Here is a 25,906-nt window from a genome sequence, read left to right on the forward strand (position 1 = left end):
GGTATTCCCGGCCTCGATCCCGCCTGTTACAACTTTCGCGGGCACGCATTCCGCGTGCCCGGACTTCAGTCGGCAGGAGCGTGAAACATGCGTGGATCTGTGGGTAAGTTCGTGGCCGCTTGCGGCGTGGTTCCGATGGTGCTGGTCTTGATGGCGCCGGCAGCCCAGGCCGATCTCAATAGCGTGCAATTGAAGGACGTCACTGTGCAGCGTCCCTTCAGCGAGAGCGTGGTCGTCATCGGTAGCGACGGTCAGGTGCGTGCGGGCATGGAGGTCAGCAAGTTGACCCGCCAGATCAGTGAGCAGGCCGATGCGTTGACGGAATTGCGGCGCAAGAACGAGGAGCTGAGCCGCAAGCTGGAAGAACAGACGCAGAAACTGTCGGCGCTGGAGCGCAAGCAGGGCGACGGCGGCCGCAGCAGCGACGGCCAGCGCAACGACCTGGACAAGCTGAGCCGCAACGCGGACAGCCAGAAGAACGAACTGGAGAAGCTGTCGCGCAGCGTGTCGCAACTGAACAGCAACGCGGATTCCAGCAGCCGCAAGATCGACGATCTGCAGCGACGCGTGGATGACGTAAAGCGCAGCGTGGACGATGTGCGCAGCCGCGTGAAATAGCGCGCGGCGCGAGGCCGTGGATGGCCAGGCAAAAGCAGGCGGCAGCAGTTTTTGCCTGAGCCCGGGAACCGTGGCAGCCGGCGCGGCAAGCGCGCCGGCTTATCGCCGCTGCGCCAGTTCCCTGAGCCGTCCCGCGATCCCCGTCGGAAAGTAATACACCGACACCACGAACAGGATGCCCAGCCACAGCAGCCAGCGGTCAGGCTCGAACAGCAGCGCCAGCGGCGCCACGCCCGCCACTGTTTCGTGGATCAGGTGCAGGCCGTCCTGCAGATAGCTTTGCGCGAACACGAACAGGCTCGCGCCGATCACCGCGCCGTACATGGTGCCCATGCCACCAATCACCAGCATCAGCAGGATGTTCAGCATGATCTCGAACGACAGCGAAGTGTCCGGCCCGTTGTAGCGCAGCCAGAGCGCGTAGAGCGCGCCGGCCAGCGTGGCGAAGGCGGCCGCCAGCAGGTTGGACAGGCTGCGGTACAGCACCGTGCGGTAGCCGATGGCCTCGGCGCGGAACGGATTTTCGCGGATGGCCTGCAGCACGCGGCCGAACGGCGAATTGACGATGCGCAGCAGCAGCAGGAACAGCACGACGGCGACCGCGGCGATCAGGTAGTAGGTGATGATGCGTCCGTCCACCGTCACGCCGAACAGCGGCTCGGACAAGGGGCGGAAAGCGGGGCGCAGCATCTGCGGCACCTTGAAGTTCAGCCCGTCCTCGCCGCCCGTCAGATCCGACAGCTGTGATACCAGCGTCTGGAACGCGGCGGCCACGGCCAGCGTGATCATGGCGTAGAAGATGGCGCGCACGCGCAGGCTGGCCAGCCCGATCAGCAACGCGAAGGCCAGCGACACCGCCAGGCCGCTGGCGGCGCCGGCCAGCACCGCGGTCCAGCCCGGCTCCAGCCGCACGCTGGCGATGGCCACGCCATAGGCGCCGATGCCGAAGAACATGGTGTGCGCGAAGCTGACGATGCCGGTATAGCCCAGCAGCAGGTCGTAGCTGGCCACCAGCACGATGAACACCAGGATCTTGGCCGCGACCGCGAGCGACTTCGGTCCGGGGAACAGGAACGGCGCGGCGAGCAGCAGCAGCGCCACCGCGATCAGCAGCGCGCCCAGCACCATGCTGCGCGGAGGATCGCCGGAAAGCAGACGTAGGGACATGAGGCGGTTCCTAGCGGTTGGCGACGGGGTAGACGCCTTGCGGGCGCCACAGCAGGATGGCGACCATGAGCGCGATGTTCGAGAAGAGCGCGGCCTTGGGCATCAGGAAGCCCGTGTAGTTGGCCATCAGGCCAACCAGCAGCGCGCCGATCAGGCAGCCCACCGTCGATCCCAGCCCGCCGATCATGATGACGATGAAGATCAGCACGTTGACCTGCGCGCCCAGTTGCGGCACCACGGACTGCTGGTACAAACCCCAAAGCGCGCCGCCCAGTCCGGCCAGCATCGAGCCGGCCACGAACACGCCGACGAACAGATGGCGGATACGGTAGCCCAGGCTTTCGACCATTTCGCGGTCTTCCACGCCGGCGCGGATCAGCAGGCCCAGCTTGGTGCGGTTGAGCAGCCACAGCATGCCGCCCAGCACCGCCAGGCCGCCGACCAGCGCCACGATGCGGAACTTTTCGATGGCGGCATCGCCCAGCAGCACCGCGCCGCGCAGCGCTTCCGGCAGCGGCAGCGAAATGGTCTGCGGGCCCCAGATCATCTTGATCAGCTCTTCGCCGATGATCATGCCGCCCATGGTGATCAGGATCTGCTTCAGGTGCTGGCCATAGACCGGCCGCACGATGACGCGCTCGAAGGCCAGGCCCACGGCGCCGGCCACCAGCATGCCCACGATCATGGCCGGCAGCACGGCGGCCAGGTTCATCCACAGGCTGCCGGACTGGGTCCAGTCGCCCATGGCGCCCAGTACGGTGGCTGCCAGATAGGCGCCAATGGCGATGAACAGGCCATGGCCGAAGTTCAGCACGTCCATCAGGCCGAACACCAGCGTCATGCCCGAGGCCACGATGAAGATGATCATGCCCATCGCCAGGCCGGCGAAGGTCAGCGTGAGCCAGGTCGAGAAGGAGCCCACCAGCGGCAGGGCGATGGCGGCCAGCGCCAGCACCAGCAACACGGGGCGCAGGTCGGCGCGGACCTGCGGTAGCGGAGCGTCGGCGTCCAGGGTACTCATTGGTGGCTTCCCAGGGAAAGGCCGAGCAGGCGCGTCTGCAGCGCCTCGTCCTCGGCCAGCTGCGCCATGCTGCCGGCGTGCACCACGCGGCCGTCGTCCATGACGGCCACGCGGTCGCCGACCTGGCGCGCGAAATTGAAGTTCTGCTCGACCAGCAGGATGGTGGTGGCTGCCTGCTTGAGCTCGATGAAGGCGTCGATCATGTTCTGCACGATGGCCGGCGCCAGGCCCTTGCTGGGCTCGTCGATCAGCAGCAGCCGGCGCGGTTCGATGATGGCGCGCGCGACAGCCAGCATCTGCTTCTGCCCGCCGGAAAGCTTGCCGGCCGGATGCAGCCAGAACTTGCGCAGCGCGGGGAAGAACCCGAAGATCCATTCCAGCCGCGCCGTGTCGAGCTGGCTGGCGTTGGCGGCACCGCGCGCGGCCAGCAGGATGTTCTCCTTCACCGACAGGTCGGCGAAGATGCCCATGTTCTCGGGCACGTAGGCGACGCCGCGGCGCGCCATGTCGGGCGGCGACACGCGCACGCCGGGTCCGCCGGCGGCCTCGCCGTCGAAGCGCAGATTGCCTTGCGAGGCTTTCCACAGGCCCATGATGGTGCGCAGCGTGGTGGTCTTGCCGGCGCCGTTGCGGCCCAGCAGCATGGTCACCTGGCCGGAGGGCACCGTCAGGTCCACGCCGTGCAGGATGTGGTACGCGCCGATGTGCGTGTGCACGTCTTTCAATTCGAGCAGCGGGCGGGTCTCGCCCGCCGGCGTATTGGTGCCTGGGGCGGCGCCCGCGCCGCGCGCTATCGCGCTCATGCCGTCTTCTCCGTCGGGGCCACGCCCAGGTAGGCCTGCTGCACGATGGCCGAGGCGATGACCTCGGCGGGCTCGCCATCGGCCATCAGCCGGCCGTTGTGCAGCACCACGATGCGGTCGGCCAGTTCACGCACCACGTCCATCTTGTGTTCCACCAGCAGGATGGTCTTGCTGCGGTCGTTCTTGATCTCGCGGATCAGATCCAGCACCACCGGCACGTCGTCCACGCTCATGCCGGCGGTGGGCTCGTCGAACATGAACACCTGCGGCTCCAGCGCGATCAGCATGGCGATTTCCAGCTTGCGCTGGTCGCCATGCGGCAGGTCGGCGGCGATGTGGTCGCGCCGGGCGGACAGCCGGGTGCGCTCGAGCAATTCATTGGCGCGCGCGATCAGGGCGCGGTCGTCGTCCCAGGTGCGCCAGAAGCGGATCTGGCGCCAGCCCAGGCCCTGCTGGCGCGATTGCAGCGCCAGCCGCACGTTCTCGTGCACGCTCAGGCGCGGGAACAGCTGCGTCAGCTGGAAGGCCCGGCCCAGGCCCGCATGCATGCGGGCCGGCGCGGACAGCCCGGTCAGGTCGCGGCCGTTCAGCCGCACCGAACCGGCGCTGGCGCGCAGCTGGCCGGAGATCAGGTTGAAGTACGTGGTCTTGCCCGCGCCGTTGGGGCCGACGATGGCCGTCAAGGTGCCGGGCGCGAAGCCGCAACTGACACTGTCGACGGCCACGTGCCCGCCGAAACGGATCGTGAGCGCTTGGGTTTCGAGCATGGGTGGCGATGCGCTAGCGCTTGTTCTGGACGGGCACGTCCATCTGGTCGGGCGTGATCTCGCGCACCAGGTCCTGCACGGCCCAGGGCACCGAGGCGTCGTTCTTGATGCGGAAGTGGTACATCGACTGCATGGCCTGGTGGTCCTGCGGGCGGAACGTCATCTTGCCCTTGGGCGTGTCGAAGCTCATGCCTTCCATGGCCTTGATCAGCGTGTCGGTGTCGGACTTGCCCTGCGTCTTGCTCAGCGCCTGCACGATGGCGATGCCGGCCGACATGCCGCCCGCGGTGAAGAAGTCCGGCGGCTGGCCGAAGCGCTTCTGGTGCTCGGCGACCAGCCAGTCGTTGACCGGATTCTTGGGGATGCCGTAGTAGTAATAGGTGGCGCCTTCCATGCCGGCCAGCGACTTCAGCGGCGTCATGGCGGCCAGCGTGTTGCCGCCGGTGGCGATCTCGATGCCGTAGCGCTTCGGGTCCAGGTCGGCGATCTTGAACGGGTTGCCCGCGCCGGCCCAGAGGATGAAGATGATCTTGCGGCCCGGCTTGTCCTTGAGCGCGTCGAACAGGCGCTGCGCGCCGGCGGTGAAGTCGGTGGCGTTGGCCGGCAGGTATTCCTCGTGCACGATCTTGGCGTGCTTCAGGGCGCCCTTGAAGGCCTTCACGCCGTCGCGGCCGAATGCGTAGTCCTGCGCCAGCATGGCGATCGACGTGCCTTCCTGGTCGAAGGCCACGGCGTTGGCGATGGCGTCCTGCGAGGAATTGCGGCCGGTGCGGAAGATGTACTTGTTCCACTTGTCGCCGGTGATCGAATCCGCCACGGCGGGTTCGACCAGCAGGATCTTCTCGTATTCCTCGGCGATGGGCAGCATGGCCAGCGCCACGCCCGAGGACGTGGGGCCGACGGCGATGTCGGCGTTGTCGTCGGCATAGGCCGAGGCCAGCTGCGCGCGCGCCACGTCGGGCTTGCCCTGGTTGTCCTTCTCGATCACGCGGATCTTGCGGCCAGCCACCGTCATCGTGCCTTGCGTGGCGTACTCCAGGCCCAGCATCAGGCCGTTCTGGGTCTGCTTGGCATAGGCTTCGAGCGGGCCGGTCTTGTCGTAGACGTGGGCCACGACGAAGTCCTTGGCCATGGCGGCCGATTGCATGCACAGGCCGGCCATCGCGGCCAGCAATACGCGTTTCATCATGGTTGTCTCCTAATGCGCGGGGGCGGGCGCCGCCGCGTGATCCGGTTGAGCCAGGAACTGCCTGACGGCGTTGATCTGCGGCGCGACGTTCAGCGCCGGGGCGTGGCCGCAGTCGGGGAAGTCGATGCGCTGCGCGCGCGGCCCGCGCTGGGTCATCGCGTGCGCCACGTCGGGCAGCAGCAGGTCGGAATCGGCGCCGCGCAGCAGCAGCAGCGGCATGCGCAGGCTGTCGTAGCCCTCCCAGCGTTCGTAGTCGCCGGGGTGGTGGCTGAATTGGCCGACGATGGCCGGGTCGTAATGCGCGGTGACGCGGCCGTCGGGCAGGCGCCGTACCGAGGTCTCGGCCATGCGGCGCCACTGTTCGTCGCTCTGCCAGCCATAGGGCTTGTAGGCGGCGCGCAGCCAGGCTTCGAGTTCGGTCACGGTATCGAACGCCGGCGGCTGGCCGGCGTAGGCCAGGATCCGGTCGATCGCGGGCTGCGGCAGCGTGGGGCCGATGTCGTTCACCACCAGGTGCGAGATGCGGTCGCGCAGCGTGGTGGCGGCCGCGTGCATGCCGGTGGCACCGCCCATGGACGTGCCGACCCAGCGCAGGCGCGCCAGGCCCAGCCCGTCGGCCAGCGCGCGCGCCAGCCGGGCGTAGAAGTCCAGGCGGTATTCGGCGACGGGGTCCGGGCTCCACTGCGACAGGCCGCGGCCGATGGCATCGGGACAGATGATGCGATAGTCGCCGGCCAGCGCCCGCGCCAGCTCGTCGAAGTCGCGGCCGGTGCGGGCCAGGCCGTGCCACATGATGACGGGCGGCGCGTCGGGCGCGCCCCATTCCACATAATGCAGTTCCCGGCCTTCGCAGCGCAGGTAGCGCGAGGCCGGCGTATGACGGGCGGCCTGTGCGGTCGCTTGAGTCATGGTCTCCTCCCGGATGTTCCAGGTTGTTGTGTGCTTATCCGGCTGACTATAGACTTGCGCCAGGCGCGTCCACAATGCGTCCGCCGCCCCGCAGCAGGGTGGATCAAGAATATGTAGACGCAAGATCAATTTGCGCCATTTCCCGCGTAAGGAGACCGCGCCATGCCGGACACGGAATTCGCCATTTCGGCCGATGCCGGCGCCGAACGCCACGATCGCTGGCGCGAGGCGCTGGCCGACGCCTTCGGCCCGTTCGAGGTGCATCACGGCAAGCCGGCGCAGTTCGCCGGCCACGTGCGCTACGCGCGCCGCGCCAGCCTGCAGTTCAACGATCTGCACTATCAGGGCCAGCGGCTGGAGCGCACCGCCGGCAATGTATCGCGCCTGGACCAGGAGTTCTACACCTTCGGCCTGCCGCTGTCCGGCCCGCTGGCGGTGGTGCAGCAGGGCAGGGAGTTCCAGGTCGAGCCGGGCTGCGTGTACCTGATGAACCAGAGCCTGCCCTACCAGGCCACCGCGCTGGGGGCGGCCGGTTACCGCAGCCTGAGCGTGTCGTTTCCGCGCAGCGCGCTGTCGCAGCGCGATTCGCGCATCGGCGCGTTCCACAAGTTGCGCATCGACGACGGCTCGCCGCGAGGCGCCATGCTGGCCAGCTACATGGACCATCTGTTCAAGGGCATGGACGGCTGGTCGGACGGGGAAGTCGCTGAATTGGGCGAGCGGCTGATCGACCTGATCGCGCTGTTCATGGTGCAGGACGGGCAGGCGCAGGCCTCGGCGTCCGACAGCAGCGTGACGCTGGCGCATCGGCAGCGGGCGCTGGCCTACATGCGCCAGCATCTGGCCGATCCGGATCTGTCGCCGCAGCGGGTGGCCGACGGCTGCGGCCTGTCGGTGGCGTACCTGCACCGGATCCTGCGCGCCGGCGGAACGTCGGCCGAGGCCTTCATCTTCGAGGAGCGGCTGGAACGATGCCGCGAACTGCTGCTCAACCCGTTGCATCGCCATCGCAGCATCGCCGAGCTCGCATATCAGGCGGGGTTTTCGCATCCCTCGCACTTCAGCCGGCTGTTCAAGCGCCGTTTCGGCACGACGCCGCGGGATTGGCGGGCCCGGTCCTGAAGGGCCGGCCCTGGCCAGAACATTCAATTCCTTGATTGATCGTGTCTCGGGCCGATGGTATGTTGGCCGGATGAGCACGTCCGCAACTTCTTTATCTTCTTCCGCCCAGCGTTTCGAGGCGCTGGCGGAGATCGCCAAGACCCTGGGCCATGCCCACCGGCTGGTCCTGCTGGAACACGTGGCCCAGGGCGAGCGCGCGGTGGAACGGCTGTCCGAACTATCCGGGCTGACCGTCGCCAACACGTCCCAACATCTGCAGCACCTGCGCCGCGCCGGCCTGGTGCAGACGCGCCGCGACGGCAAGCGCGTGCTGTACCGGCTGGGCGATGGCCCCATCGCCGCGCTGCTGGCGGCTCTGGGCGCTTGCGCCGAACATCAGCACGCCGAAATACGCGAGGTCATCGCCGACAGCATCCACCAGCGGGAACGGCTGGATGGCGTGTCGATCACCGAGCTGGTCGGCTTGCTGAAGGCCGAGAGCGTGACGCTGCTGGATGTGCGCCCGGCCGAGGAGTTCGCGCTTGGCCATCTGCCCGGCGCGGTCAACATCCCCGCCGAGGAACTGGAGCGCCGCCTGGGCGACCTGCCGGCCGGCGCCGAGATCGTGGCCTATTGCCGCGGGCCGTACTGCGTGTTGTCCAGCGACGCGGTGACAGCGCTGCGGGCCCGCGGCGTGCAGGCCCGCAGGCTGGACGCCGGCTTTCCCGAATGGAAGGCCGCCGGCCTGCGGGTGGAGTCGCCCGACTAGGGCTTGTACTGCGTGACGCTCAGCACCGGTCCTTCGGCGCCGCTGGCCGGATCGAACTCGCAGATGTCGACTGACACGCCCGATACCGTATAGCCGTAGGTCGCGACCTGTTTGGCGCGCGTGAACACGTACGGGCTCGACGGCGTGTCCAGCTGGTCGATGACCGCGCCGGTGCCCAGGTGCAGGTTGCGCACGCGGAACCAGCCCGTGCCGGACTGGGACGGATTCCAGTTGACCGACACCTCATCCGACGGCTGCCATTGCATGGCTGGGGCCGTCGGCGGCGTCATCGTTGCCCAGGCCGGCGGCGCGTCGGCCAGGTCGCCGTCCAGCGCCATCATCCGGCCCATGTCGTCGGCCGCCGCGTGGTAGGCCGAGGGTATCGGATGCACCCAGCCGATCTGTGGCATTTCGTTCCAGTAGTTGTAGGCGAAGGCCGCGCCCGGCACCCAGGTGCCCACGCGCATCGCCGGATGCGCGCGCGCCACGTTCACCAGCGCGTCGCGCACGGCCTTGTATTGCAGCGCTGTGCCTTCGCGCGGCGGAATCCCGTAGTAGGCGCGCAGATGCGGTTGCAGCCACAGCTTGAGCTGGGGGTTGCCGCCGTAGCCGCGCACCGTGTCGTGGATCGCCGTCAGCGCCGTGGCGGCCGCCGCGAGGATGGCGTCGCGCTGCGCCGGGTACTGGAAGATGGCGTCCGGCTCCACGCCGCCCGACCACATCATGTGCGTGAGCGGTACGCCCAGCGCTGCGATGCGCGGCTGGATGGCGAGCAGGTTGGGGCCGGGCACTGATTGCGTGTCGTCCCACCAGTAGCTGGCGCTGTACAGCAGGTCCGCGCTGGTGCGTGACAGGTGCGAGCCGCCGACCGTCAGGTCCACCGGCAGGATCTGCGCGATATGCAGGCCGGCCGCTTGTGCCATGGCGCGGCGCAGCGTGGCGGCTGCGATGCTGGACTTGCGGCCGGCGGCGCCGGTGGTGCCGGGATTGCTCAAGTCGGACAGGTCGGAGAAGTAGCCGCCCGTGTACGACGTGCCGGCCATGCCGACCACTGCCTGCGCCCAGCTGTTGTCCTGCACCGCCATGCCGGCGGACAGGGCCGAGGGATCGCTTTCGTAGCCGTTGGCCGCCACTTCGGTCACGCGCCACACCAGGTAGGCGGGCGGGAAGCCGAAATCGGCCACGCCATCGTCGACGGGATAGAAGCAGTGGGCCTGGCCGCCGGGCACCTCATAGCGGCGCAATACCTGCGCGCCTGTGCCGTCCAGGATCTCGACGCGGTATTTCGCCACCGCCACCGATGCGGCGCTGGCGCGCTGCCAGTCCAGCCGCACGTCGCCCCAGCTGTTGACGCGCGCGTTCAACGCCGTCGGCGGCAGGGCCGGCTCCACGCCGCCGATGCGCTGGATCAGCGCCGCGTCCAGGTAGTTGGGGCCGTCGAACACGTGCACCGGATCCAGATGGGCGTAGGCCTGCAGCTGCGCTTGGTATTCGGCGGCCGTGGCGGGAATGAAATAGGCGCCGCTGGGCGCGGGGTTCGGACGGAAGGCCTCGGCGATCATCTCGGTCTTCGGATGCCGCGCGCGGATCAGGTCGAAGCGGGCCAGCGCCTGTTGCGGCGTCGCGCCGTGCGCGCCCACGCCGTCCTGGAACAGGATGGTCACGTCCTGCGGGATGAACGCGTCCAGCCATTGCGCGGCGGCCGCGTCGTCGACGCCGGCGCCGTAGTAGACCGACACGTACAGGGGGCGCGGCAGCTTGGACCAGATGGCGCCGAAGTCGGCGGGCGCGGCGGTGTAGGTGGGATCGATCTCCACCGGGAAATAGAAACCGGCGGCATTGGACGGGTAGGGCAGCGTGCCGAACTTCTGCGCCAAGTCGGCCAGTTCGTGAATGCGGGCGCGGGCCTGGGTCTCGTCGGACAGGCCTGGCGTGCCGATGATCATGCGCCGCGCCCAGGGCCGGGTGGCGATGTCCGCCAGGTCCAGCTGCCTGCCGTGCAGCGGCAGCCAGGGATTGGGGATGAAGGAGCTGCCGTTGACGGCCACCCATTGGAAGATCGTCGTGCCCACGCCCAGCTTGTCCCATTGGCGGCGGACGTCCACGTTGGACGCCCAGGTTTGCCAGAACATGGACGCGACCCGGGGCGCGGGAACGGAGGGAGAGGGAACGGAAGTGTTGGTCTGCATGAGAGCCTCGTTCGGATGATGGAAGGAACATGCCCGTCCGCCGTGCCGACGCGCGTGTGGGCGCGGTCGGGTTGGGAGTTAGCGGTGGGCGGAGCCCGCGGCCCGCGACGCAAAAAAGCCCGCGTGCGTGGTCGCAGGCGGGCGATGTCGGGACGGAAGGAGGGCGGGGAACGGCGCGCGAGGGCGCCGTGACGGGCCAGGCGCAAGACGCAATGGCCCCGAGGAATTGTCGCACCGGCGCTCGCAGATCACGCCGGCCGCGTGTCGCACCCGGCGCATGGCGTGCCGTGCGCATCGCCGGGCATGCTGCGCGACGGGCGGGCGTCCGCCATGGCCCGCTACGGCACGTCCGGCGCCGCAAGGCAAACGGGCTCCCGAAGGAGCCCGTTTGCCTCATTCCGGCTGGCGCCGGAGCACGCTCAGATGTGCGTGATGTACTTCGTGACCAGGTAGCCGTCGAAGGTTTCCAGGCCGCCTTCGCTGCCGATGCCGCTGTCCTTGATGCCGCCGAACGGCGTCTCGGCCAGCGCGCTGCCGAAGTGGTTGATGTTGACCATGCCGGCTTCCAGGCCGTTGGAGACCTTGGTGGCGGTCTTCAGCGAATTGGTGAAGACGTAGGACGACAGGCCGAACGGCAGGCTGTTGGCGCGCTTGAGCACTTCGTCCGTATCGCTGAAGCGCACCACCGGCGCCACCGGGCCGAAGGGTTCCTCGGTCATCAGCATGGCGTTGTCGGGCAGGTCCGTGACCACGGTGGGGGCGAAGAAGAAGCCCTTGCGGTCCAGCGCGCCGCCGCCCACGACGACCTTGCCGCCGTGCTTCTGGGCGTCCTCGACGAAGGCCGCCATGGCCGGCACGCGGCGCTCGTGCGCCAGCGGGCCCATGTCGGTGCCGGCTTCCAGGCCGTCGCCGACCTTGACGTTCTTCAGCACGTCGGTGAAGCGCGCCAGGAACTGCTCGTAGGCGCCGTTCTGCACATAGAAGCGGGTGGGCGACACGCAGACCTGGCCGGCGTTGCGGATCTTGAACTTGGCCAGCATCTCGGCGGCGCGGTCGATGTCGGCGTCCTCGAACACCAGCACCGGCGAGTGGCCGCCGAGTTCCATGGTGACGCGCTTCATGTGTGCGCCGGCCAGCGCGGCCAGCTGCTTGCCCACCGGCACCGAGCCGGTGAAGGACACCTTGCGCACGATGGGCGAGCGGATCAGGTAGTCGGAGATCTTGGCGGGCTCGCCCCAGACGATGTTCAGGCAGCCCTTGGGCAGGCCGGCCTCGTGGAACATGCGCGCGATCGCCATGACGGCGGACGGCGAATCCTCGGGGCCCTTGAGCACCACGGTGCAGCCCGCGCCCAGCGCAGCGGCGATCTTGCGGATGGCCTGGTTGTAGGGGAAGTTCCAGGGCGTGAAGGCGGCGCACACGCCGATGGGCTCGCGCACCACGATCTGGCGCACGTCCGGGTTGCGGGGCGGGATCACTCGGCCGTAGATGCGGCGGCATTCCTCGGCGTGCCAGTCGGCGTGTTCGGCGCAGGACGAGACTTCGCCCACGGCCTCGGCCAGCGGCTTGCCCTGGTCCAGGGTCATGTTGCGGCCGATTTCCTTGGCGCGCTCGCGCGACAGCTGGGCGACCTTGCGCAGGATGGCGGAACGGTCCATGGGAGAAGATTTCTTCCAGGACTCGAAGGCGCGCTGGGCCGCGGCGAGCGCGCGGTCCAGGTCGGCTTCGGTGGCGTGGGGCAGCTGGCCCAGCACTTCGAGCGTGGCCGGGTTGATGACGTCCTGGGTGCGCCTGCCCTCGCCGGCGAGGAATTCGCCGTCGATATACAGCGCCAACTGTTCATACATGCCTGTCGTTCCTTGCGAAATGGGGTGGGGGCGTGAAGTTTGTCCGTGCCAGTCTAAACCAGGTCGTACGACAAGGGGAGGACCAGTTTCGCGCGGCGCACTGGGGCCAATCCGTGCGTTCCAACCCTTGCGTCGCCGCAGGCGCGTGGACACAATGAGTGCACCACTGGCTGTCCGCATCCGATATCCACCGTGCAACCCGTCGACAAGAATCCGTCCAGCATCTACTCCCGGATTTTTTTCCGTTTCATCGACTGGCTGCGCCATCGCATCGCTCTGTCGTCACTGGTAGGTGACCATCCCATCTTCGACAACAGCCAGTTTCCCTGGGTCGCCGCCCTGGAGGCGCAGACTCCCGCCATCCGCGCCGAATTGCTGGAACTCCTTTCAGAGCGCGATCATCTTCCGTCTTTTCACGAGATTTCTCCCGATGTCGGCATGATCACGTCGGACAATCAGTGGAAGACCTTCGTCTTCATGGGCTACGGCCTGCGGTCGGACCGCAACCTGCGGCGCTGTCCGGCCACGGCCCGGGCGCTGGGCGCCATCCCCGGCCTGCGCACCGCCTTCTTCTCGATCCTGGAGCCGGGCAAGCGCATTCCGTTGCACACCGGTCCCTACAACGGCGTGCTGCGGCTGCATCTGGGCCTGGTCGTGCCGGAACCCGCCGAGCAGTGCTGGATCGAGGTCGGCGGCCAGCGCTACAGCTGGCGCGAGGGCCGGGCGGTGGTATTCGACGATCTGTATCCCCACCAGGTCCATAACGACACCGATGGCGTGCGCGCCGTCCTGTTCGTGGATTTCGAGCGGCCGTGCCGCGCGCCGGTGAAGTGGCTGAACCGTCTGGTGCTGATGGCGGCGCCGTTCACCGACGAGATCCGCCGGGGCAAGGTCAACCACGATGCCTGGGAACGGGACTACTACGGCAAGAAGCAGGGGCGCGGCTGAATGCCCGGGGGCCGGTCCGCAAGAGGCGGGTGCGCCGCCTGGCCAATGGCTCGGGCGATGGCGGCGTGGTTAGTTTTCCACAGGCGCCACCGGGGGAATGCGCAATATTTCAACAAAGCACTTGCACGCGGATTCCAAGCGCGATAGAATGGTCAGCTTTCCCAGATTGTCGATTTGCCTGCCGGCTCGATATCGGGCGTTGCTCTGGTAGTGAACAGCTACTGAGCGATGCGCGCAAAGGCAGGAACTTCGCGAAAAGGGCCAGGAAGGGAACTTCGGGGATGAGCCCCGGTCGTACCGACCCAGCCGGAACGCGAAGCAGGCAAGTCAGGCGTGTTGGGGGAATACCCGCAGGATTTCAACCCAGGGTCGTTGCGTTGCAAGCCGTCGATTGTGCAGTGTGCAGACACAGCCAACTCGGCGCCAAAGCAGGGCGGCTGACCTGACGGGACCAAAACTGGCAGGAATTGCAGAGTTCCTAGGGGGAAAACCCCGGGAAAACCGTATTTCCAGTTAAGTTGGAACAGGAAAAATCATGATCCAAATGCAGACCACGCTGGACGTGGCCGATAACACTGGTGCGCGTCACGTCATGTGCATTAAGGTGCTCGGTGGCTCCAAGCGCCGTTATGCCGGCATCGGCGACATCATCAAGGTGAGCGTCAAGGATGCGGCCCCGCGCGGACGCGTCAAGAAAGGCGAAATTTACAATGCCGTGGTGGTTCGTACCGCCAAGGGCGTGCGCCGTAAGGACGGTTCGCTGATCCGTTTCGGTGGCAATGCCGCCGTGTTGCTCAACGCCAAGCTGGAGCCCATCGGCACCCGCATCTTCGGACCCGTTACGCGTGAACTGCGTACCGAGAAGTTCATGAAGATCGTGTCGCTGGCCCCGGAAGTGCTGTAAGGAGCCCCGCGATGAACAACATCCGTAAAGGCGACGAAGTCATCGTCCTGACCGGTCGCGACAAGAAGCGTCGCGGCACCGTGCTGGCCCGCGTCGATGCCGACCACGTCCTGGTCGAAGGCGTCAACGTCGTCAAGAAGCACATGAAAGCCAACCCGATGGCCAACAACCCGGGCGGAATCGTCGAAAAGACCATGCCGATCCACATCTCGAACGTCGCGCTGTTCAACCCGGCCACCGGCCGTGGCGATCGCGTTGGCGTCCAAGAAGTCGACGGTCGCAAGGTCCGCGTGTTCCGTTCCAATGGTGCCGTTGTCGGCGCCAAGGCGTAAGGGGCGACAGACATGTCTCGTTTGCAAGATTTCTACAAGAGCAAGGTCGCTGGCGACCTGCAAGCCAAGTTTGGCTACAAGAGCGTGATGGAAGTGCCCCGCATCACCAAGATCACCCTGAACATGGGTGTCTCGGAAGCGGTCTCCGATAAGAAAGTTATCGAGCACGCCGTCTCGGACCTGACCAAGATCGCTGGCCAAAAGCCCGTGGTGACGAAGACCAAGAAGGCTATCGCCGGCTTCAAGATCCGCGAAAACTACCCGATCGGTTGCATGGTCACGCTGCGCGGTCAACGCATGTACGAATTCCTGGATCGCCTGGTGGCGGTTGCGCTGCCTCGCGTGCGCGACTTCCGCGGTATCTCGGGTCGCGCGTTCGACGGCCGTGGCAACTACAACATCGGGGTGAAAGAGCAGATCATTTTCCCCGAAATCGAGTACGACAAGATCGACGCGCTGCGTGGGCTGAACATCAGCATCACCACTTCCGCGAAGACCGACGAAGAAGCCAAGGCGCTGCTGACCGCCTTCAGCTTCCCGTTCCGTAACTAAGGGGCTGATGACGTGGCTAAACTTTCCCTCATCAATCGCGACATCAAGCGCGCCAAGCTGGCTGACAAGTTCGCCGCCAAGCGCGCTGAGTTGAAGTCGATCATCGACGACCAGTCGAAGACCGACGAAGAACGTTACCAAGCTCGGCTCAAGCTGCAACAGCTGCCGCGCAATGCCAACCCGACGCGTCAACGTAACCGTTGCGTGGTCACCGGTCGTCCGCGCGGCGTGTTCCGCAAGTTCGGCCTGACCCGCCACAAACTGCGTGAAATGGCGATGAAGGGTGAAATCCCCGGCATCACCAAGGCCAGCTGGTAGGAGAAAGAATATGAGCATGAGCGATCCCATCGCCGATATGCTGACCCGCATTCGCAATGCGCAGCAAGTGGACAAAGTTACGGTGAGCATGCCCTCCTCGAAGCTGAAGGCGGCTATCGCCGGCGTGCTGAAGGACGAGGGCTACATCGACGGCTTCGAAGTCAAGGGCACCCAGGCCAAGCCTGAGCTCGAGATCACCCTGAAGTACTACGCTGGCCGTCCGGTCATCGAGCGCATCGAACGCGTTTCGCGTCCCGGCCTGCGCATCTACAAGGGCCGCACCAGCATTCCTCAGGTCATGAACGGCCTGGGCGTGGCTATCGTGTCGACCTCGCGTGGCGTCATGACGGACCGCAAGGCCCGCGCCAATGGCGTCGGCGGCGAAGTGCTGTGCTACGTGGCCTAAGGAGAAATTCGAATGTCACGTATCGCTAAATATCCGGTCGAACTGCCGAAGGGTGTTGAAGCCAGCATCCAGCAGGATCAGATCACCGTCAAGGGCCCGCTGGGCACCTTGACCCAAGCCCTGACTGGCGACGTCGCGGTCGCGTTGGACAACGGCAAGCTGACGTTTGTCGCCGCCAACGAAACCCGCCACGCCAACGCCATGTCGGGTACCGTGCGCGCGCTGGTGGCCAACATGGTCAACGGCGTGAGCAAGGGCTTCGAGCGCAAGCTGACCCTGGTGGGCGTGGGTTACCGCGCCTCGATCCAAGGCGACGCCGTTAAGCTGCAGCTCGGTTTCTCGCACGACGTTCTGCACAAGTTGCCGGCCGGCATCAAGGCCGAATGCCCCACCCAGACGGAAATCGTCATCAAGGGCTCCAACAAGCAGGTCGTCGGCCAGGTGGCCGCTGAACTCCGCGCGTACCGCGAACCCGAACCCTACAAGGGCAAGGGCGTGCGTTACTCGGACGAACGCGTCGTCATCAAAGAAACCAAGAAGAAATAACGGCGCACGCAAGGACGAATCATGGACAAAAAAGTTTCCCGTTTGCGTCGTGCGGTTCCGACCCGCCGGAAGATCACCGAGCTGCGCGTTCATCGCCTCTCGATTTTCCGCTCGAACCAGCACATCTACGCCAACATCATTTCGCCGGAAGGCGATCGCGTTCTGGTCAGCGCCTCGACGGTGGAAGCCGAAGTGCGTGCGCAGCTGGCTGGCCAAACCGGCCAAGGCGGCAACAAGGCCGCCGCCACGCTGGTTGGCAAGCGCGTGGCCGAAAAGGCCAAGGCTGCCGGTATCGAACTGGTCGCTTTCGATCGCTCGGGCTTTCGTTACCATGGCCGCGTGAAAGCGCTGGCCGACGCCGCGCGTGAAGCCGGCCTGAAGTTCTAAGCGAGGATCTGTCAAATGGCTAAAGTACAAGGCAAGAACGCCGCGGAAAAAGAGAACGATGACGGCCTGCGCGAGAAGATGATCGCGGTCAACCGCGTCAGCAAGGTCGTGAAGGGTGGTCGCACCATGAGCTTCGCCGCGCTGACCGTGGTTGGCGATGGCGACGGCCGCGTCGGCATGGGCAAGGGCAAGGCGCGTGAAGTGCCGGTGTCGGTCCAGAAGGCGATGGAACAGGCCCGTCGCGGCATGTTCAAGGTTGCGCTGAAGAACGGCACGCTGCACCACACCGTGGTCGGCAAGCATGGCGCCGCTACCGTGCTGATTTCGCCCGCTGCTGAAGGTACTGGCGTGATCGCCGGCGGCCCGATGCGCGCTATTTTCGAAGTGATGGGTGTGCGTAACGTGGTTGCCAAGAGCCTGGGCTCGAGCAACCCCTACAACATGGTTCGCGCCACGTTGAATGGCCTGCGCGCCTCCCTGACCCCGGCGGATGTTGCTGCCAAGCGCGGCAAGACCGTCGAAGAGATCCTGGGGTAAATCATGGCTCAGAAGCAGATCAAAGTGACCCTCGTGCGCTCCGTGATCGGTACCAAGCAATCGCACCGTGACACGGTTCGCGGTCTGGGCTTGGGCCGTATCAACAGCAGCCGCGTGCTGGTCGATACGCCCGAGGTGCGTGGGATGATCCGTAAGGTGGATTATCTCGTTTCCGTCTCGGAAGCCTAAGGAATCACCATGTCGGATATGCAACTCAATACGCTGAAGCCCGCTGAGGGCAGCAAGCACGCCAAGCGCCGCGTCGGCCGTGGCATCGGTTCGGGTCTGGGTAAGACCGCCGGCCGTGGTCACAAGGGTCAGAAGTCGCGCTCGGGCGGTTTCCATAAGGTTGGCTTCGAAGGCGGTCAGATGCCGCTGCAGCGTCGCCTGCCCAAGCGCGGTTTCACGCCGCTGGGCCAGCACCTGTACGCCGAAGTGCGTCTGTCGGAACTGCAAGCCGTGCCCGTCGATGAAATCGATGTGCAAGTGCTGAAGGCCGCTGGCGTGATTGGCCAGGCGGTTCGTTTCGCCAAGGTCATCAAGTCGGGTGAAATCTCGCGCAAGGTTGTGCTCAAGGGCATTTCCGCGACGGCCGGCGCTCGCGCCGCCATCGAAGCCGCGGGCGGCTCGCTTGCCTGATCACGAGGTGACGAGTGGCTAACGCGCAGGCATTGGGCAAAACCGGAGCACGGTACGGCGACCTAAAGCGCCGCCTCGTGTTCCTGGTGCTCGCCCTGGTGGTTTACCGTTTGGGTACACACATCCCCGTGCCGGGCATCAACCCGGATGCGCTGGCGGACCTGTTCCGCCAGAACCAGGGCGGGATCCTGGGCCTGTTCAACATGTTCTCGGGCGGGGCGCTCTCGCGCTTCTCGATTTTTGCCCTGGGGATCATGCCGTACATTTCGGCATCCATCATCATGCAGCTGATGTCTGTGGTGGTGCCGTCGCTGGAAGCGCTCAAGAAAGAGGGCGAGGCCGGTCGTCGGAAGATCACCCAATACACCCGCTACGGCACGGTCGTGCTGGCGCTGGTGCAGGCTGTGGGCATTTCGGTTGCGCTTGAGTCCCAGCAGGGACTGGTGATCGATCCGGGCATGCTGTTCCGCTTCACGACCGTCGTGACCCTGGTCACCGGCACCATGTTCGTCATGTGGCTGGGTGAGCAGATCACGGAACGCGGTCTGGGCAACGGGATTTCGATCCTGATCTTCGCCGGTATCGTTGCGGGTCTGCCCGCCGCGCTGGCCGCGCTGCTGGATCTGGTTCGCACCAACTCGATGTCTGTGCTGTCTGCGCTGTTCATCGTGGCCCTGGTGGTGCTGGTGACCGCTTTTGTGGTGTTCGTGGAACGCGGACAGCGCAAGATCACGGTCAACTACGCCAAGCGCCAGGTCGGCAACAAGGTCTACGGCGGGCAAAGCTCGCACCTGCCCTTGAAGCTGAACATGGCTGGGGTGATTCCGCCGATCTTCGCGTCGTCGATCATCCTGTTCCCGGCCACGATCACGAGCTGGTTTTCCAGCAGCGAGAACATGCGCTGGCTTAGCGACCTGGCTGCGGCCCTGTCGCCTCGTCAACCGCTCTACATCACGCTGTACTCGGTCGCGATTATTTTCTTCTGCTTTTTCTACACGGCTCTGGTGTTCAACAGCCGCGAAACGGCGGACAACCTGAAGAAGAGCGGCGCATTCGTTCCGGGCATCCGTCCGGGTGAACAAACGGCGCGCTACATCGACAAGATCCTGATGCGTTTGACGCTCGCAGGTGCCATCTACATCACGTTGGTGTGCCTGTTGCCGGAATTCTTGGTGATGCGCTGGAATGTGCCCTTCTACTTCGGTGGTACGTCCCTGCTGATCATTGTGGTGGTGACGATGGATTTCATGGCGCAGGTTCAGGCCTACATGATGTCTCACCAGTACGACTCGTTGCTCAAGAAGGCTAACTTCAAGGGCGCGGGTTTGCCGATGCGGTAAGCAAAAGAATGTCCAAGGACGACGTCATTCAGATGCAAGGCGAGGTTCTTGAGAACCTCCCCAACGCGACATTTCGCGTCAAGCTCGAAAACGGCCACGTGGTGTTGGGCCATATTTCCGGCAAGATGCGTATGCATTACATCCGGATCCTGCCGGGTGACAAGGTCACAGTGGAGCTCACGCCCTATGACCTGACGCGGGCCAGGATTGTGTTCCGCTCCAAGTGAGCGGATACGGATTACGGAAAATTAGGAGTCAACCATGAAAGTAATGGCATCGGTTAAGCGGATCTGCCGCAACTGCAAAGTTATCAAACGTCACGGCGTCGTGCGTGTCATCTGCACCGACCCGCGTCATAAGCAGCGTCAAGGCTAACCCGGGTTAGCGACTACGCAACGGATTTATTCAAGGAACAGTCATGGCCCGTATTGCTGGCATTAACATTCCGCCGCAACAGCACGCCGAGATCGGCCTGACCGCCATTTTTGGCATCGGTCGTACCCGCGCTCGCAAGATCTGCGAATCGGCGAACGTCCCGTTTGACAAAAAGGTCAAGGATCTGACCGACGCTGAACTGGAACGCGTCCGCGAACACGTTGGTTTGTTCACGGTTGAAGGCGACCTGCGTCGTGAAGTGCAGCTCTCGATCAAGCGTTTGATCGACCTGGGAACCTACCGCGGCATGCGCCACAAGCGCGGCCTGCCCGTGCGCGGCCAGCGCACTCGCACCAACGCTCGCACCCGCAAGGGACCGCGTCGTGCTGCTGCGTCCCTGAAGAAATAATCGAGGAACTGGATTATGGCGAAAGCTTCCACCAGCGGCGCTTCGCGCGTGCGCAAAAAGGTCAAGAAGAACGTCTCGGACGGCATCGCGCACGTTCACGCTTCGTTCAACAACACCATCATCACCATCACCGACCGTCAGGGCAACGCGCTGTCGTGGGCCACGTCGGGCGGTGCTGGCTTCAAGGGCTCGCGTAAGTCGACCCCGTTCGCCGCGCAGGTCGCCGCTGAAACGGCTGGCCGCGTTGCGCTGGAATACGGCATCAAGACGCTGGAAGTGCGCATCAAGGGCCCCGGCCCCGGCCGTGAATCGTCGGTCCGCGCCCTGAACGCGCTGGGCATCAAGATCTCGAGCATCGCCGACATCACGCCCGTTCCGCACAACGGCTGCCGTCCGCCGAAGCGTCGTCGTATCTAAAGGGAATCCACATGGCACGTTATATTGGACCCAAATGCAAGCTCTCGCGCCGCGAGGGTACTGACCTGTTCCTGAAGAGCGCCCGTCGCTCGCTGGATTCCAAGTGCAAGCTGGATTCCAAGCCTGGCCAACACGGCCGCACTTCGGGTGCCCGCACTTCCGACTACGGCCTGCAGCTGCGCGAAAAGCAAAAGCTGAAGCGCATGTACGGCGTGCTGGAAAAGCAATTCCGCAAGTACTTCGCTGAAGCCGAGCGTCGCCGTGGCAACACCGGCGAAACGCTGATCCAGCTGCTGGAATCGCGCCTGGACAACGTCGTCTACCGCATGGGCTTCGGCTCGACCCGCGCCGAAGCTCGCCAGCTGGTGAGCCACCGCGCCGTCGAACTGAATGGCCACACCGCCGACATCGCCTCGATGCTGGTCAAGGCTGGCGACGTCATCACGATCCGCGAAAAGGCCAAGAAGCAAGGCCGTATCAAGGAATCGCTCGACCTGGCCAACAGCATCGGCATCCCCCAGTGGGTGGAAGTCGACGCCGCCAAGATGACCGGCACGTTCAAGTCGGCCCCCGATCGCGCTGACGTCGCTCGCGACATCAACGAATCGATGGTCGTGGAACTGTACTCGCGTTAATCGCCGGCCTGGAGCCGCCACGCGCCACCTTCGCAGGCGCATCGGCGGTTCCCTGCGACACGTCTGCAAGTCCCGCAGCAGCCCGCTACGCCGTTTTCGGCGCAGCGGGCTTTGCGGTAGTAAAGGGCCGCGTTCTTCGCGCCCCGTTTTTCAAGTTTCACCCTGTCCATCAGCCTTATCGGTGTAACGAGCCGAGGGTATTGAAAAGGAACAAAATCGATGTCCACTCAAGGTTTCCTGAAGCCGCGCTCCATTGAAGTCGAACCGGTCGGCACCCACCATGCCAAGATCGTGATGGAGCCGTTCGAGCGTGGCTACGGTCACACGCTGGGCAACGCCCTGCGCCGCATCCTGCTGTCCTCGATGACCGGCTACGCGCCGACCGAAGTGCAGATGACCGGCGTGGTGCACGAATACTCGACCATCCCGGGCGTTCGCGAAGATGTCGTCGACATCCTGCTGAACCTGAAGGGCGTGGTCTTCAAGCTGCACAACCGCGACGAAGTCACCCTGGTCCTGCGCAAGACCGGCGCCGGCACCGTGCTGGCCAGCGACATTGAGCTGCCGCACGACGTCGAGATCATCAATCCCGGCCACGCCATCTGCAACCTGACGGATGCCGGCAAGCTGGAAATGCAGATCAAGGTCGAAAAGGGCCGCGGCTATGTGCCGGGCAACGTGCGCGCGCTGTCGGAAGACCGCACCCACACCATCGGCCGCATCGTGCTGGACGCTTCGTTCAGCCCGGTCCGTCGCGTCAGCTACGCCGTTGAAAGCGCCCGCGTGGAACAGCGCACCGACCTGGACAAGCTGGTCCTGGACATCGAAACCAACGGCGTGATCTCGCCCGAGGAAGCGGTGCGCCAGTCGGCCCGCATCCTGATGGACCAGATCTCGGTCTTCGCCGCCCTGGAAGGCGCTGGCGATTCCTACGAAGCCCCGGTCCGCGGCACGCCGCAGATCGACCCGGTCCTGCTGCGTCCGGTCGACGACCTGGAACTGACCGTGCGTTCGGCCAACTGCCTGAAGGCCGAAAACATCTACTACATCGGCGACCTGATCCAGCGTACCGAGAACGAACTGCTCAAGACCCCGAACCTGGGTCGCAAGTCGCTCAACGAGATCAAGGAAGTGCTGGCCGCACGCGGCCTGACGCTGGGCATGAAGCTCGAAAACTGGCCCCCGCTGGGCCTGGAGCGTCCCTAAGCATCACCCGGGCGGCGCGCCGCAAGGCATGCTGCCCGCAACGCCCGGCCGGTTGGCCGGGCGGTTTGCGAAATCGTCGTAAAATGCACCGTTTTTCACCGGACCGCGGCCTGATTGCAGGTTGATAGAAGAGCCGGCAACCCGATGGCGGAAACGCCGTCTTTAGATTCAAAGGAAACTTATCATGCGTCACGGTAATGGCTTGCGTAAGCTCAACCGCACCAGCAGTCACCGTCTTGCCATGTTCCGCAACATGGCCGTTTCGCTGATCACTCACGAAGCGATCAAGACCACGCTGCCGAAGGCGAAAGAATTGCGCCGCGTCATCGAACCCCTGATCACGCTGGGCAAGGAGCCCACGCTCGCGAACAAGCGTCTGGCTTTTGCCCGCCTGCGCGATCGCGACGCCGTGGTGAAGCTCTTCGCCGAAATCGGTCCGCGCTACGCGAACCGCAACGGCGGCTACACCCGCGTGCTGAAGATGGGCTTCCGTCAAGGCGACAACGCTCCCATGGCTTTCATGGAGCTGGTCGACCGTCCGGAAGTCGATGAAGCCGCTGAAGACAGCGCCGCCGAATAAGTTGTAGGCGGTAGCGATAAGCGACAAGGGCAGGTCTTCGGACCTGCCCTTGTTTTTTTGTGCGCTGTGATTCGCGCCGCCCTTCAGCCGGCGCGCGCCGGCTCGCCGTGCAATTCGCCGCGCAACTGGGCCGCGGTCGCGGCCAGTTCCTCTTGCGGGGCCTGCGGCGGCATGGTGAAGGTGAGATCCTTCTGCACGATGTACTGCGTCGACGTCACGTCCTGCGGGTCGTGCATGGGGATCACATGGGCGTGGGCGTGTGCCACGTGGATGCCGGTGAAGGCAAAGCCCACCCGGTCCACGCCATACAGGCGCTTCATGTGCCGTCCCAGCTTCTGTCCCAGGTTCAGGATGTGGCCGGCCAGGTCCGCCGGCATGTCCTCGAAATAGGGATAGTGCTGCTTGGGAATGATGAGCGTGTGGCCGGGCCGCACCGGCTGGATGTCCAGGAAAGCCAGCAGGCGGTCATCCTCGTGCAGGATGTGGGCGGGAATCTCGCGGCGGGCGATGCGGCAGAACAGGCAATTGTCGGACATGCGGGCCTCTGTTTGATCATGAGCAGACGAGCATGAGGGCACGGGCATCCGGCGGCGCCGGACGGCTGCGGCAATATCGATAAAATACCCCGAGTTACATCCCGCAAGGGTATTCCCTGGAGGTTGCATGTTGCGCGACGACGACGTGGTGCTGATCATCAGCAATGCGCCCGACCTGCTGTTGGCGAAACGGATCGCGCACGTGCTGGTCGAAGACGGCCTGGCGGCCTGCGTGAACCTCGGCGCGCCGGGCCTGTCCATCTACATGTGGCAAGGCGAGGTGGAAGGGGCCGAGGAAGTGCCCATCCACATCAAGACCACCTACGCGCGCCATGCGGCGGTCGTTGCCGCGCTGGCGCAGATGCATCCCTACGATGTGCCCGAAATCATCGTGCTGCCCGTGATCGGCGGCGCGGCGCCCTACCTGGACTGGGTGCGCGAACAGACGGCCATCGTGCAGAACAAGAGAGACTGATGTTGCAATTTGCCGGTATGGCTGGCGGCCGCGCCCTGCGCCCGTCCAGGACGGATCTTGCCAGGCGGCTGTTCGCGCTGCTGGCCCTGGCGCTGCTGTGGCTGGGTTGGAACGCCGCCGCGCGCGCCGAGGCCGAATTCCTGGATCCCGAAAAAGCCTTCGTCTTCAGCGCCGCCATGAGCGCGCCGGACACCGTCGAACTGCGCTACCGCGTCGCGCCCGGCTACTACATGTACCGCGAGCGCTTCGGCATCACCATCAGCCCGATGGGCGCGGCCACGCTGGGCGAGGCGGTCTATCCTAAGGGCGAGGTGAAGTATGACCCCACGTTCGAGAAGGACATGGAGGTCTACCACCAGGACGTGATCGTGCGCGTGCCGGTGCAACCCGGCGGCCAGGCCTTCACCTTGACCGCCACCTCGCAAGGCTGCGCCGATGCCGGCCTGTGCTATCCGCCGATGGACCACAGCGTGAAGCTGACCCCCGTGCAGGGCGGCTACGCCGTCGCGGGCGGCGCGCTGGCCGGGGCTGGCGGGGCGGCGTCGGGCGGCGCACCCGCCAGCGGCCTGGGCGGCCTGCTGAGCGCCGGCGACACCGGTCTGGCCGACGCGCTGGGCGGACTGGGCTGGGCCAAGACCGCCGGCGTGTTCCTGGTGCTGGGCCTGCTGCTGGCCTTCACGCCCTGCGTGCTGCCGATGATCCCGATCCTGTCGTCCATCGTGGTGGGCGGCACGGCGCCCGGCGCCAAGCCCGCGCGCGGACGCGGACTGGGCCTGGCCGCCACCTATGTGCTGGGCATGTCCGTCGTGTACACCGCGCTGGGCGTGGCCGCCGGCCTGAGCGGCGCGGGCCTGGCCGCATGGTTGCAGACGCCCTGGATCCTGAGCCTGTTCGCCGCGTTGCTGGCGGTGCTGGCGCTGGCCATGTTCGACGTGTTCACGTTCCAGATGCCGTCCGGCATCCAGGCGCGCCTGTCGGAGCGCTCGTCGCGCATTCCGGGCGGGCGCTACACCGGCGCGCTGCTGATGGGCGCGCTGTCGGCCCTGATCGTCGGGCCCTGCGTGGCCGCGCCGCTGGCCGGCGCGCTGCTGTACATCTCGCAGACCGGCGACGTGGTGCTGGGCGGTTCCGCCCTGTTCGCGATGGCCTGGGGCATGGGCGTGCCGCTGCTGATCGTAGGCGCCTCGTCGGGCGCGCTGCTGCCCAAGGCCGGCCCGTGGATGGACGGCGTCAAGCGCCTGTTCGGCATGCTGTTGCTGGCAACGGCGTGGTGGATGCTGATCCCGGTGGTGCCGACCTGGGTGCAGATGACGGGCTGGGCCTTCCTGGCCATCGTGGCCGCCGTGATGCTGCGAGCCTTCGATGCGCTGCCGGCCGGCGCTGGCGCGGGCCGCATGTTCGGCAAGGGCATGGGCCTGCTGCTGGCGCTGGCCGCGGCGGCCTGGCTGGTCGGCGCCGCGAGCGGCGGCCGCGACGTGCTGCAGCCGCTGGGTCATCTGGCAGCGGGCGGCGGCAACGTCGCCACGCCGGGCGCGGCGGCCGCTGGCGAGGCGCACTTCAAGCGCGTGCGCACCATCGCCGAGCTGGATGCCGCGCTGGCGCAGAGCCGCCAGCCGGTGATGCTGGATTTCTATGCCGACTGGTGCGTGTCGTGCCGCGAGATGGAGCGCTTCACCTTCACCGATCCCGGCGTCGCGCAACGGATGGGCCAGATGCTGCTGTTGCAGGCCGACGTGACCGCCAACAACGCCGACGACCGGGCGCTGCTCAAGCGCTTCCGCCTGTTCGGCCCGCCGGGCATCATGTTCTTCGAACCCGGCGGCAAGGAGCTGCCGGATGCGCGCGTGGTGGGCTTCCAGGATGTCAAGCGCTTCACCGAATCGCTGGACCGCGTGCTGACGCGCTGAGGCCGTGGCCTGCCGGGTGTTGAGCACGCGGCAGGCTCGGACAATTCCATGCCGCAAGGGCCGCGCCTGTCATGCGC

The 25,906-nt window shown here is 65.7% G+C and carries 33 protein-coding genes; 24 read left to right on the plus strand and 9 right to left on the minus strand.

What is annotated here, in order from left to right; all coding sequences use genetic code 11:
• The first annotated feature begins 87 nt into the window (after positions 1-87).
• Positions 88-618 carry a hypothetical protein gene (locus AC6LJ9_RS03095; protein ID WP_498146386.1) on the plus strand — a complete coding sequence of 177 codons (531 nt, stop codon included), beginning with the start codon at positions 88-90 and terminating at the stop codon, positions 616-618.
• Between the two features lie 99 nt (positions 619-717).
• Here the strand turns inward: AC6LJ9_RS03095 and AC6LJ9_RS03100 are convergent, their stop codons facing one another.
• Genes AC6LJ9_RS03100 through AC6LJ9_RS03125 form a run of 6 tightly spaced genes read right to left on the minus strand, consistent with a single transcriptional unit; the run spans position 718 to position 6,474 of the window.
• A complete protein-coding gene (locus AC6LJ9_RS03100) occupies positions 718-1,785 on the minus strand; it encodes a branched-chain amino acid ABC transporter permease (RefSeq protein ID WP_498146387.1) in 1,068 nt (355 codons plus the stop codon).
• 10 nt (positions 1,786-1,795) lie between these two features.
• Positions 1,796-2,806, minus strand: a complete 1,011-nt coding sequence (locus AC6LJ9_RS03105) for a branched-chain amino acid ABC transporter permease (RefSeq protein ID WP_103271735.1) — start codon at positions 2,804-2,806, stop codon at positions 1,796-1,798.
• Positions 2,803-3,609 (minus strand): ABC transporter ATP-binding protein, encoded by an 807-nt coding sequence (locus AC6LJ9_RS03110; protein WP_498146388.1) that lies wholly within the window; start codon positions 3,607-3,609, stop codon positions 2,803-2,805. The genes AC6LJ9_RS03105 and AC6LJ9_RS03110 overlap by 4 nt, the downstream gene beginning before the upstream one ends.
• Positions 3,606-4,376 carry an ABC transporter ATP-binding protein gene (locus AC6LJ9_RS03115; protein WP_498146389.1) on the minus strand — a complete coding sequence of 257 codons (771 nt, stop codon included), beginning with the start codon at positions 4,374-4,376 and terminating at the stop codon, positions 3,606-3,608. Before AC6LJ9_RS03115 ends, AC6LJ9_RS03110 begins: the two co-directional genes overlap by 4 nt.
• A 13-nt stretch (positions 4,377-4,389) precedes the next feature.
• Positions 4,390-5,562 carry a substrate-binding domain-containing protein gene (locus AC6LJ9_RS03120; RefSeq protein ID WP_498146398.1) on the minus strand — a complete coding sequence of 391 codons (1,173 nt, stop codon included), beginning with the start codon at positions 5,560-5,562 and terminating at the stop codon, positions 4,390-4,392.
• 12 nt (positions 5,563-5,574) lie between these two features.
• Entirely contained in the window at positions 5,575-6,474 is a 900-nt protein-coding gene (locus AC6LJ9_RS03125; RefSeq protein WP_498146390.1) for an alpha/beta fold hydrolase, read from the minus strand.
• Positions 6,475-6,636: 162 nt separating this feature from the next.
• Here AC6LJ9_RS03125 and AC6LJ9_RS03130 point away from each other — a divergent pair, with 162 nt between their 5' ends.
• Together AC6LJ9_RS03130 and AC6LJ9_RS03135 are read left to right on the plus strand one after the other, a co-directional pair.
• Entirely contained in the window at positions 6,637-7,596 is a 960-nt protein-coding gene (locus AC6LJ9_RS03130) for an AraC-like ligand-binding domain-containing protein (RefSeq protein WP_498146391.1), read from the plus strand.
• A 70-nt stretch (positions 7,597-7,666) separates the two neighbouring features.
• Positions 7,667-8,344 carry an ArsR/SmtB family transcription factor gene (locus AC6LJ9_RS03135; RefSeq protein ID WP_498146392.1) on the plus strand — a complete coding sequence of 226 codons (678 nt, stop codon included), beginning with the start codon at positions 7,667-7,669 and terminating at the stop codon, positions 8,342-8,344.
• Here AC6LJ9_RS03135 and AC6LJ9_RS03140 read toward each other — a convergent pair.
• Positions 8,341-10,476, minus strand: a complete 2,136-nt coding sequence (locus AC6LJ9_RS03140; protein ID WP_498146393.1) for a hypothetical protein — start codon at positions 10,474-10,476, stop codon at positions 8,341-8,343. The two genes, AC6LJ9_RS03135 and AC6LJ9_RS03140, sit on opposite strands and share 4 nt — an antisense overlap.
• Positions 10,477-10,952: 476 nt before the next feature.
• Positions 10,953-12,380 (minus strand): NAD-dependent succinate-semialdehyde dehydrogenase, encoded by a 1,428-nt coding sequence (locus AC6LJ9_RS03145; RefSeq protein ID WP_498146394.1) that lies wholly within the window; start codon positions 12,378-12,380, stop codon positions 10,953-10,955.
• Positions 12,381-12,572: 192 nt separating this feature from the next.
• Here AC6LJ9_RS03145 and AC6LJ9_RS03150 point away from each other — a divergent pair, with 192 nt between their 5' ends.
• The 19 genes from AC6LJ9_RS03150 (at position 12,573) to rplQ (ending at position 22,911) form a co-directional block, all read left to right on the plus strand.
• Complete coding sequence (locus tag AC6LJ9_RS03150; protein WP_498146395.1) at positions 12,573-13,328, plus strand: aspartyl/asparaginyl beta-hydroxylase domain-containing protein; 756 nt, start codon at positions 12,573-12,575, stop codon at positions 13,326-13,328.
• A 535-nt stretch (positions 13,329-13,863) separates the two neighbouring features.
• Positions 13,864-14,232 (plus strand): 50S ribosomal protein L14, encoded by a 369-nt coding sequence (rplN, locus tag AC6LJ9_RS03155; protein ID WP_006216531.1) that lies wholly within the window; start codon positions 13,864-13,866, stop codon positions 14,230-14,232.
• A gap of 11 nt (positions 14,233-14,243) precedes the next feature.
• Entirely contained in the window at positions 14,244-14,564 is a 321-nt protein-coding gene (rplX, locus tag AC6LJ9_RS03160; RefSeq protein WP_103271726.1) for a 50S ribosomal protein L24, read from the plus strand.
• Between the two features lie 12 nt (positions 14,565-14,576).
• Entirely contained in the window at positions 14,577-15,116 is a 540-nt protein-coding gene (gene rplE / locus AC6LJ9_RS03165; RefSeq protein WP_006216529.1) for a 50S ribosomal protein L5, read from the plus strand.
• Between the two features lie 12 nt (positions 15,117-15,128).
• Positions 15,129-15,434, plus strand: coding sequence for a 30S ribosomal protein S14 (gene rpsN, locus AC6LJ9_RS03170; RefSeq protein ID WP_006227037.1), 306 nt, complete (start codon positions 15,129-15,131; stop codon positions 15,432-15,434).
• Between the two features lie 10 nt (positions 15,435-15,444).
• A complete protein-coding gene (gene rpsH / locus AC6LJ9_RS03175) occupies positions 15,445-15,840 on the plus strand; it encodes a 30S ribosomal protein S8 (protein WP_103271724.1) in 396 nt (131 codons plus the stop codon).
• Positions 15,841-15,852: 12 nt separating this feature from the next.
• Positions 15,853-16,386, plus strand: coding sequence for a 50S ribosomal protein L6 (gene rplF, locus AC6LJ9_RS03180; RefSeq protein WP_103271723.1), 534 nt, complete (start codon positions 15,853-15,855; stop codon positions 16,384-16,386).
• A 21-nt stretch (positions 16,387-16,407) separates the two neighbouring features.
• Complete coding sequence (rplR, locus tag AC6LJ9_RS03185; protein WP_212316366.1) at positions 16,408-16,773, plus strand: 50S ribosomal protein L18; 366 nt, start codon at positions 16,408-16,410, stop codon at positions 16,771-16,773.
• Between the two features lie 15 nt (positions 16,774-16,788).
• A complete protein-coding gene (rpsE, locus tag AC6LJ9_RS03190; RefSeq protein ID WP_006389628.1) occupies positions 16,789-17,310 on the plus strand; it encodes a 30S ribosomal protein S5 in 522 nt (173 codons plus the stop codon).
• 3 nt (positions 17,311-17,313) lie between these two features.
• Positions 17,314-17,499 (plus strand): 50S ribosomal protein L30, encoded by a 186-nt coding sequence (rpmD, locus tag AC6LJ9_RS03195; RefSeq protein ID WP_006216520.1) that lies wholly within the window; start codon positions 17,314-17,316, stop codon positions 17,497-17,499.
• 9 nt (positions 17,500-17,508) lie between these two features.
• Positions 17,509-17,949 carry a 50S ribosomal protein L15 gene (gene rplO / locus AC6LJ9_RS03200; RefSeq protein WP_103271721.1) on the plus strand — a complete coding sequence of 147 codons (441 nt, stop codon included), beginning with the start codon at positions 17,509-17,511 and terminating at the stop codon, positions 17,947-17,949.
• Positions 17,950-17,963: 14 nt separating this feature from the next.
• Complete coding sequence (gene secY / locus AC6LJ9_RS03205; RefSeq protein WP_103271720.1) at positions 17,964-19,289, plus strand: preprotein translocase subunit SecY; 1,326 nt, start codon at positions 17,964-17,966, stop codon at positions 19,287-19,289.
• Positions 19,290-19,297: 8 nt separating this feature from the next.
• Positions 19,298-19,516 carry a translation initiation factor IF-1 gene (gene infA, locus AC6LJ9_RS03210; protein ID WP_003806927.1) on the plus strand — a complete coding sequence of 73 codons (219 nt, stop codon included), beginning with the start codon at positions 19,298-19,300 and terminating at the stop codon, positions 19,514-19,516.
• A 34-nt stretch (positions 19,517-19,550) separates the two neighbouring features.
• Positions 19,551-19,664 (plus strand): 50S ribosomal protein L36, encoded by a 114-nt coding sequence (gene rpmJ / locus AC6LJ9_RS03215; RefSeq protein WP_003806928.1) that lies wholly within the window; start codon positions 19,551-19,553, stop codon positions 19,662-19,664.
• A gap of 43 nt (positions 19,665-19,707) precedes the next feature.
• Complete coding sequence (gene rpsM, locus AC6LJ9_RS03220) at positions 19,708-20,073, plus strand: 30S ribosomal protein S13 (RefSeq protein ID WP_103271719.1); 366 nt, start codon at positions 19,708-19,710, stop codon at positions 20,071-20,073.
• Between the two features lie 15 nt (positions 20,074-20,088).
• The gene (rpsK, locus tag AC6LJ9_RS03225; protein WP_006216516.1) at positions 20,089-20,490 is read left to right on the plus strand and encodes a 30S ribosomal protein S11; all 402 of its coding nucleotides are present in this window, start codon (positions 20,089-20,091) and stop codon (positions 20,488-20,490) included.
• Between the two features lie 11 nt (positions 20,491-20,501).
• On the plus strand, positions 20,502-21,125 hold the full coding sequence (gene rpsD, locus AC6LJ9_RS03230) for a 30S ribosomal protein S4 (protein ID WP_212316374.1): 624 nt from the start codon (positions 20,502-20,504) through the stop codon (positions 21,123-21,125).
• 219 nt (positions 21,126-21,344) lie between these two features.
• Positions 21,345-22,331, plus strand: a complete 987-nt coding sequence (locus AC6LJ9_RS03235; protein WP_006216514.1) for a DNA-directed RNA polymerase subunit alpha — start codon at positions 21,345-21,347, stop codon at positions 22,329-22,331.
• 184 nt (positions 22,332-22,515) lie between these two features.
• A complete protein-coding gene (gene rplQ, locus AC6LJ9_RS03240) occupies positions 22,516-22,911 on the plus strand; it encodes a 50S ribosomal protein L17 (RefSeq protein WP_103271717.1) in 396 nt (131 codons plus the stop codon).
• 83 nt (positions 22,912-22,994) lie between these two features.
• Here the strand turns inward: rplQ and AC6LJ9_RS03245 are convergent, their stop codons facing one another.
• The gene (locus AC6LJ9_RS03245) at positions 22,995-23,447 is read right to left on the minus strand and encodes an HIT family protein (protein ID WP_212316376.1); all 453 of its coding nucleotides are present in this window, start codon (positions 23,445-23,447) and stop codon (positions 22,995-22,997) included.
• Between the two features lie 127 nt (positions 23,448-23,574).
• On the opposite strand from AC6LJ9_RS03245, the gene cutA reads away from it, so the two are divergent.
• Both cutA and dsbD read left to right on the plus strand, forming a co-directional pair.
• On the plus strand, positions 23,575-23,922 hold the full coding sequence (gene cutA, locus AC6LJ9_RS03250; protein ID WP_212316378.1) for a divalent-cation tolerance protein CutA: 348 nt from the start codon (positions 23,575-23,577) through the stop codon (positions 23,920-23,922).
• Positions 23,922-25,829, plus strand: a complete 1,908-nt coding sequence (gene dsbD, locus AC6LJ9_RS03255) for a protein-disulfide reductase DsbD (protein WP_498146396.1) — start codon at positions 23,922-23,924, stop codon at positions 25,827-25,829. Before cutA ends, dsbD begins: the two co-directional genes overlap by 1 nt.
• Positions 25,830-25,906: the final 77 nt, after the last annotated feature.

The sequence above is a fragment of the Achromobacter sp. 1011811831 genome (assembly GCF_059760905.1).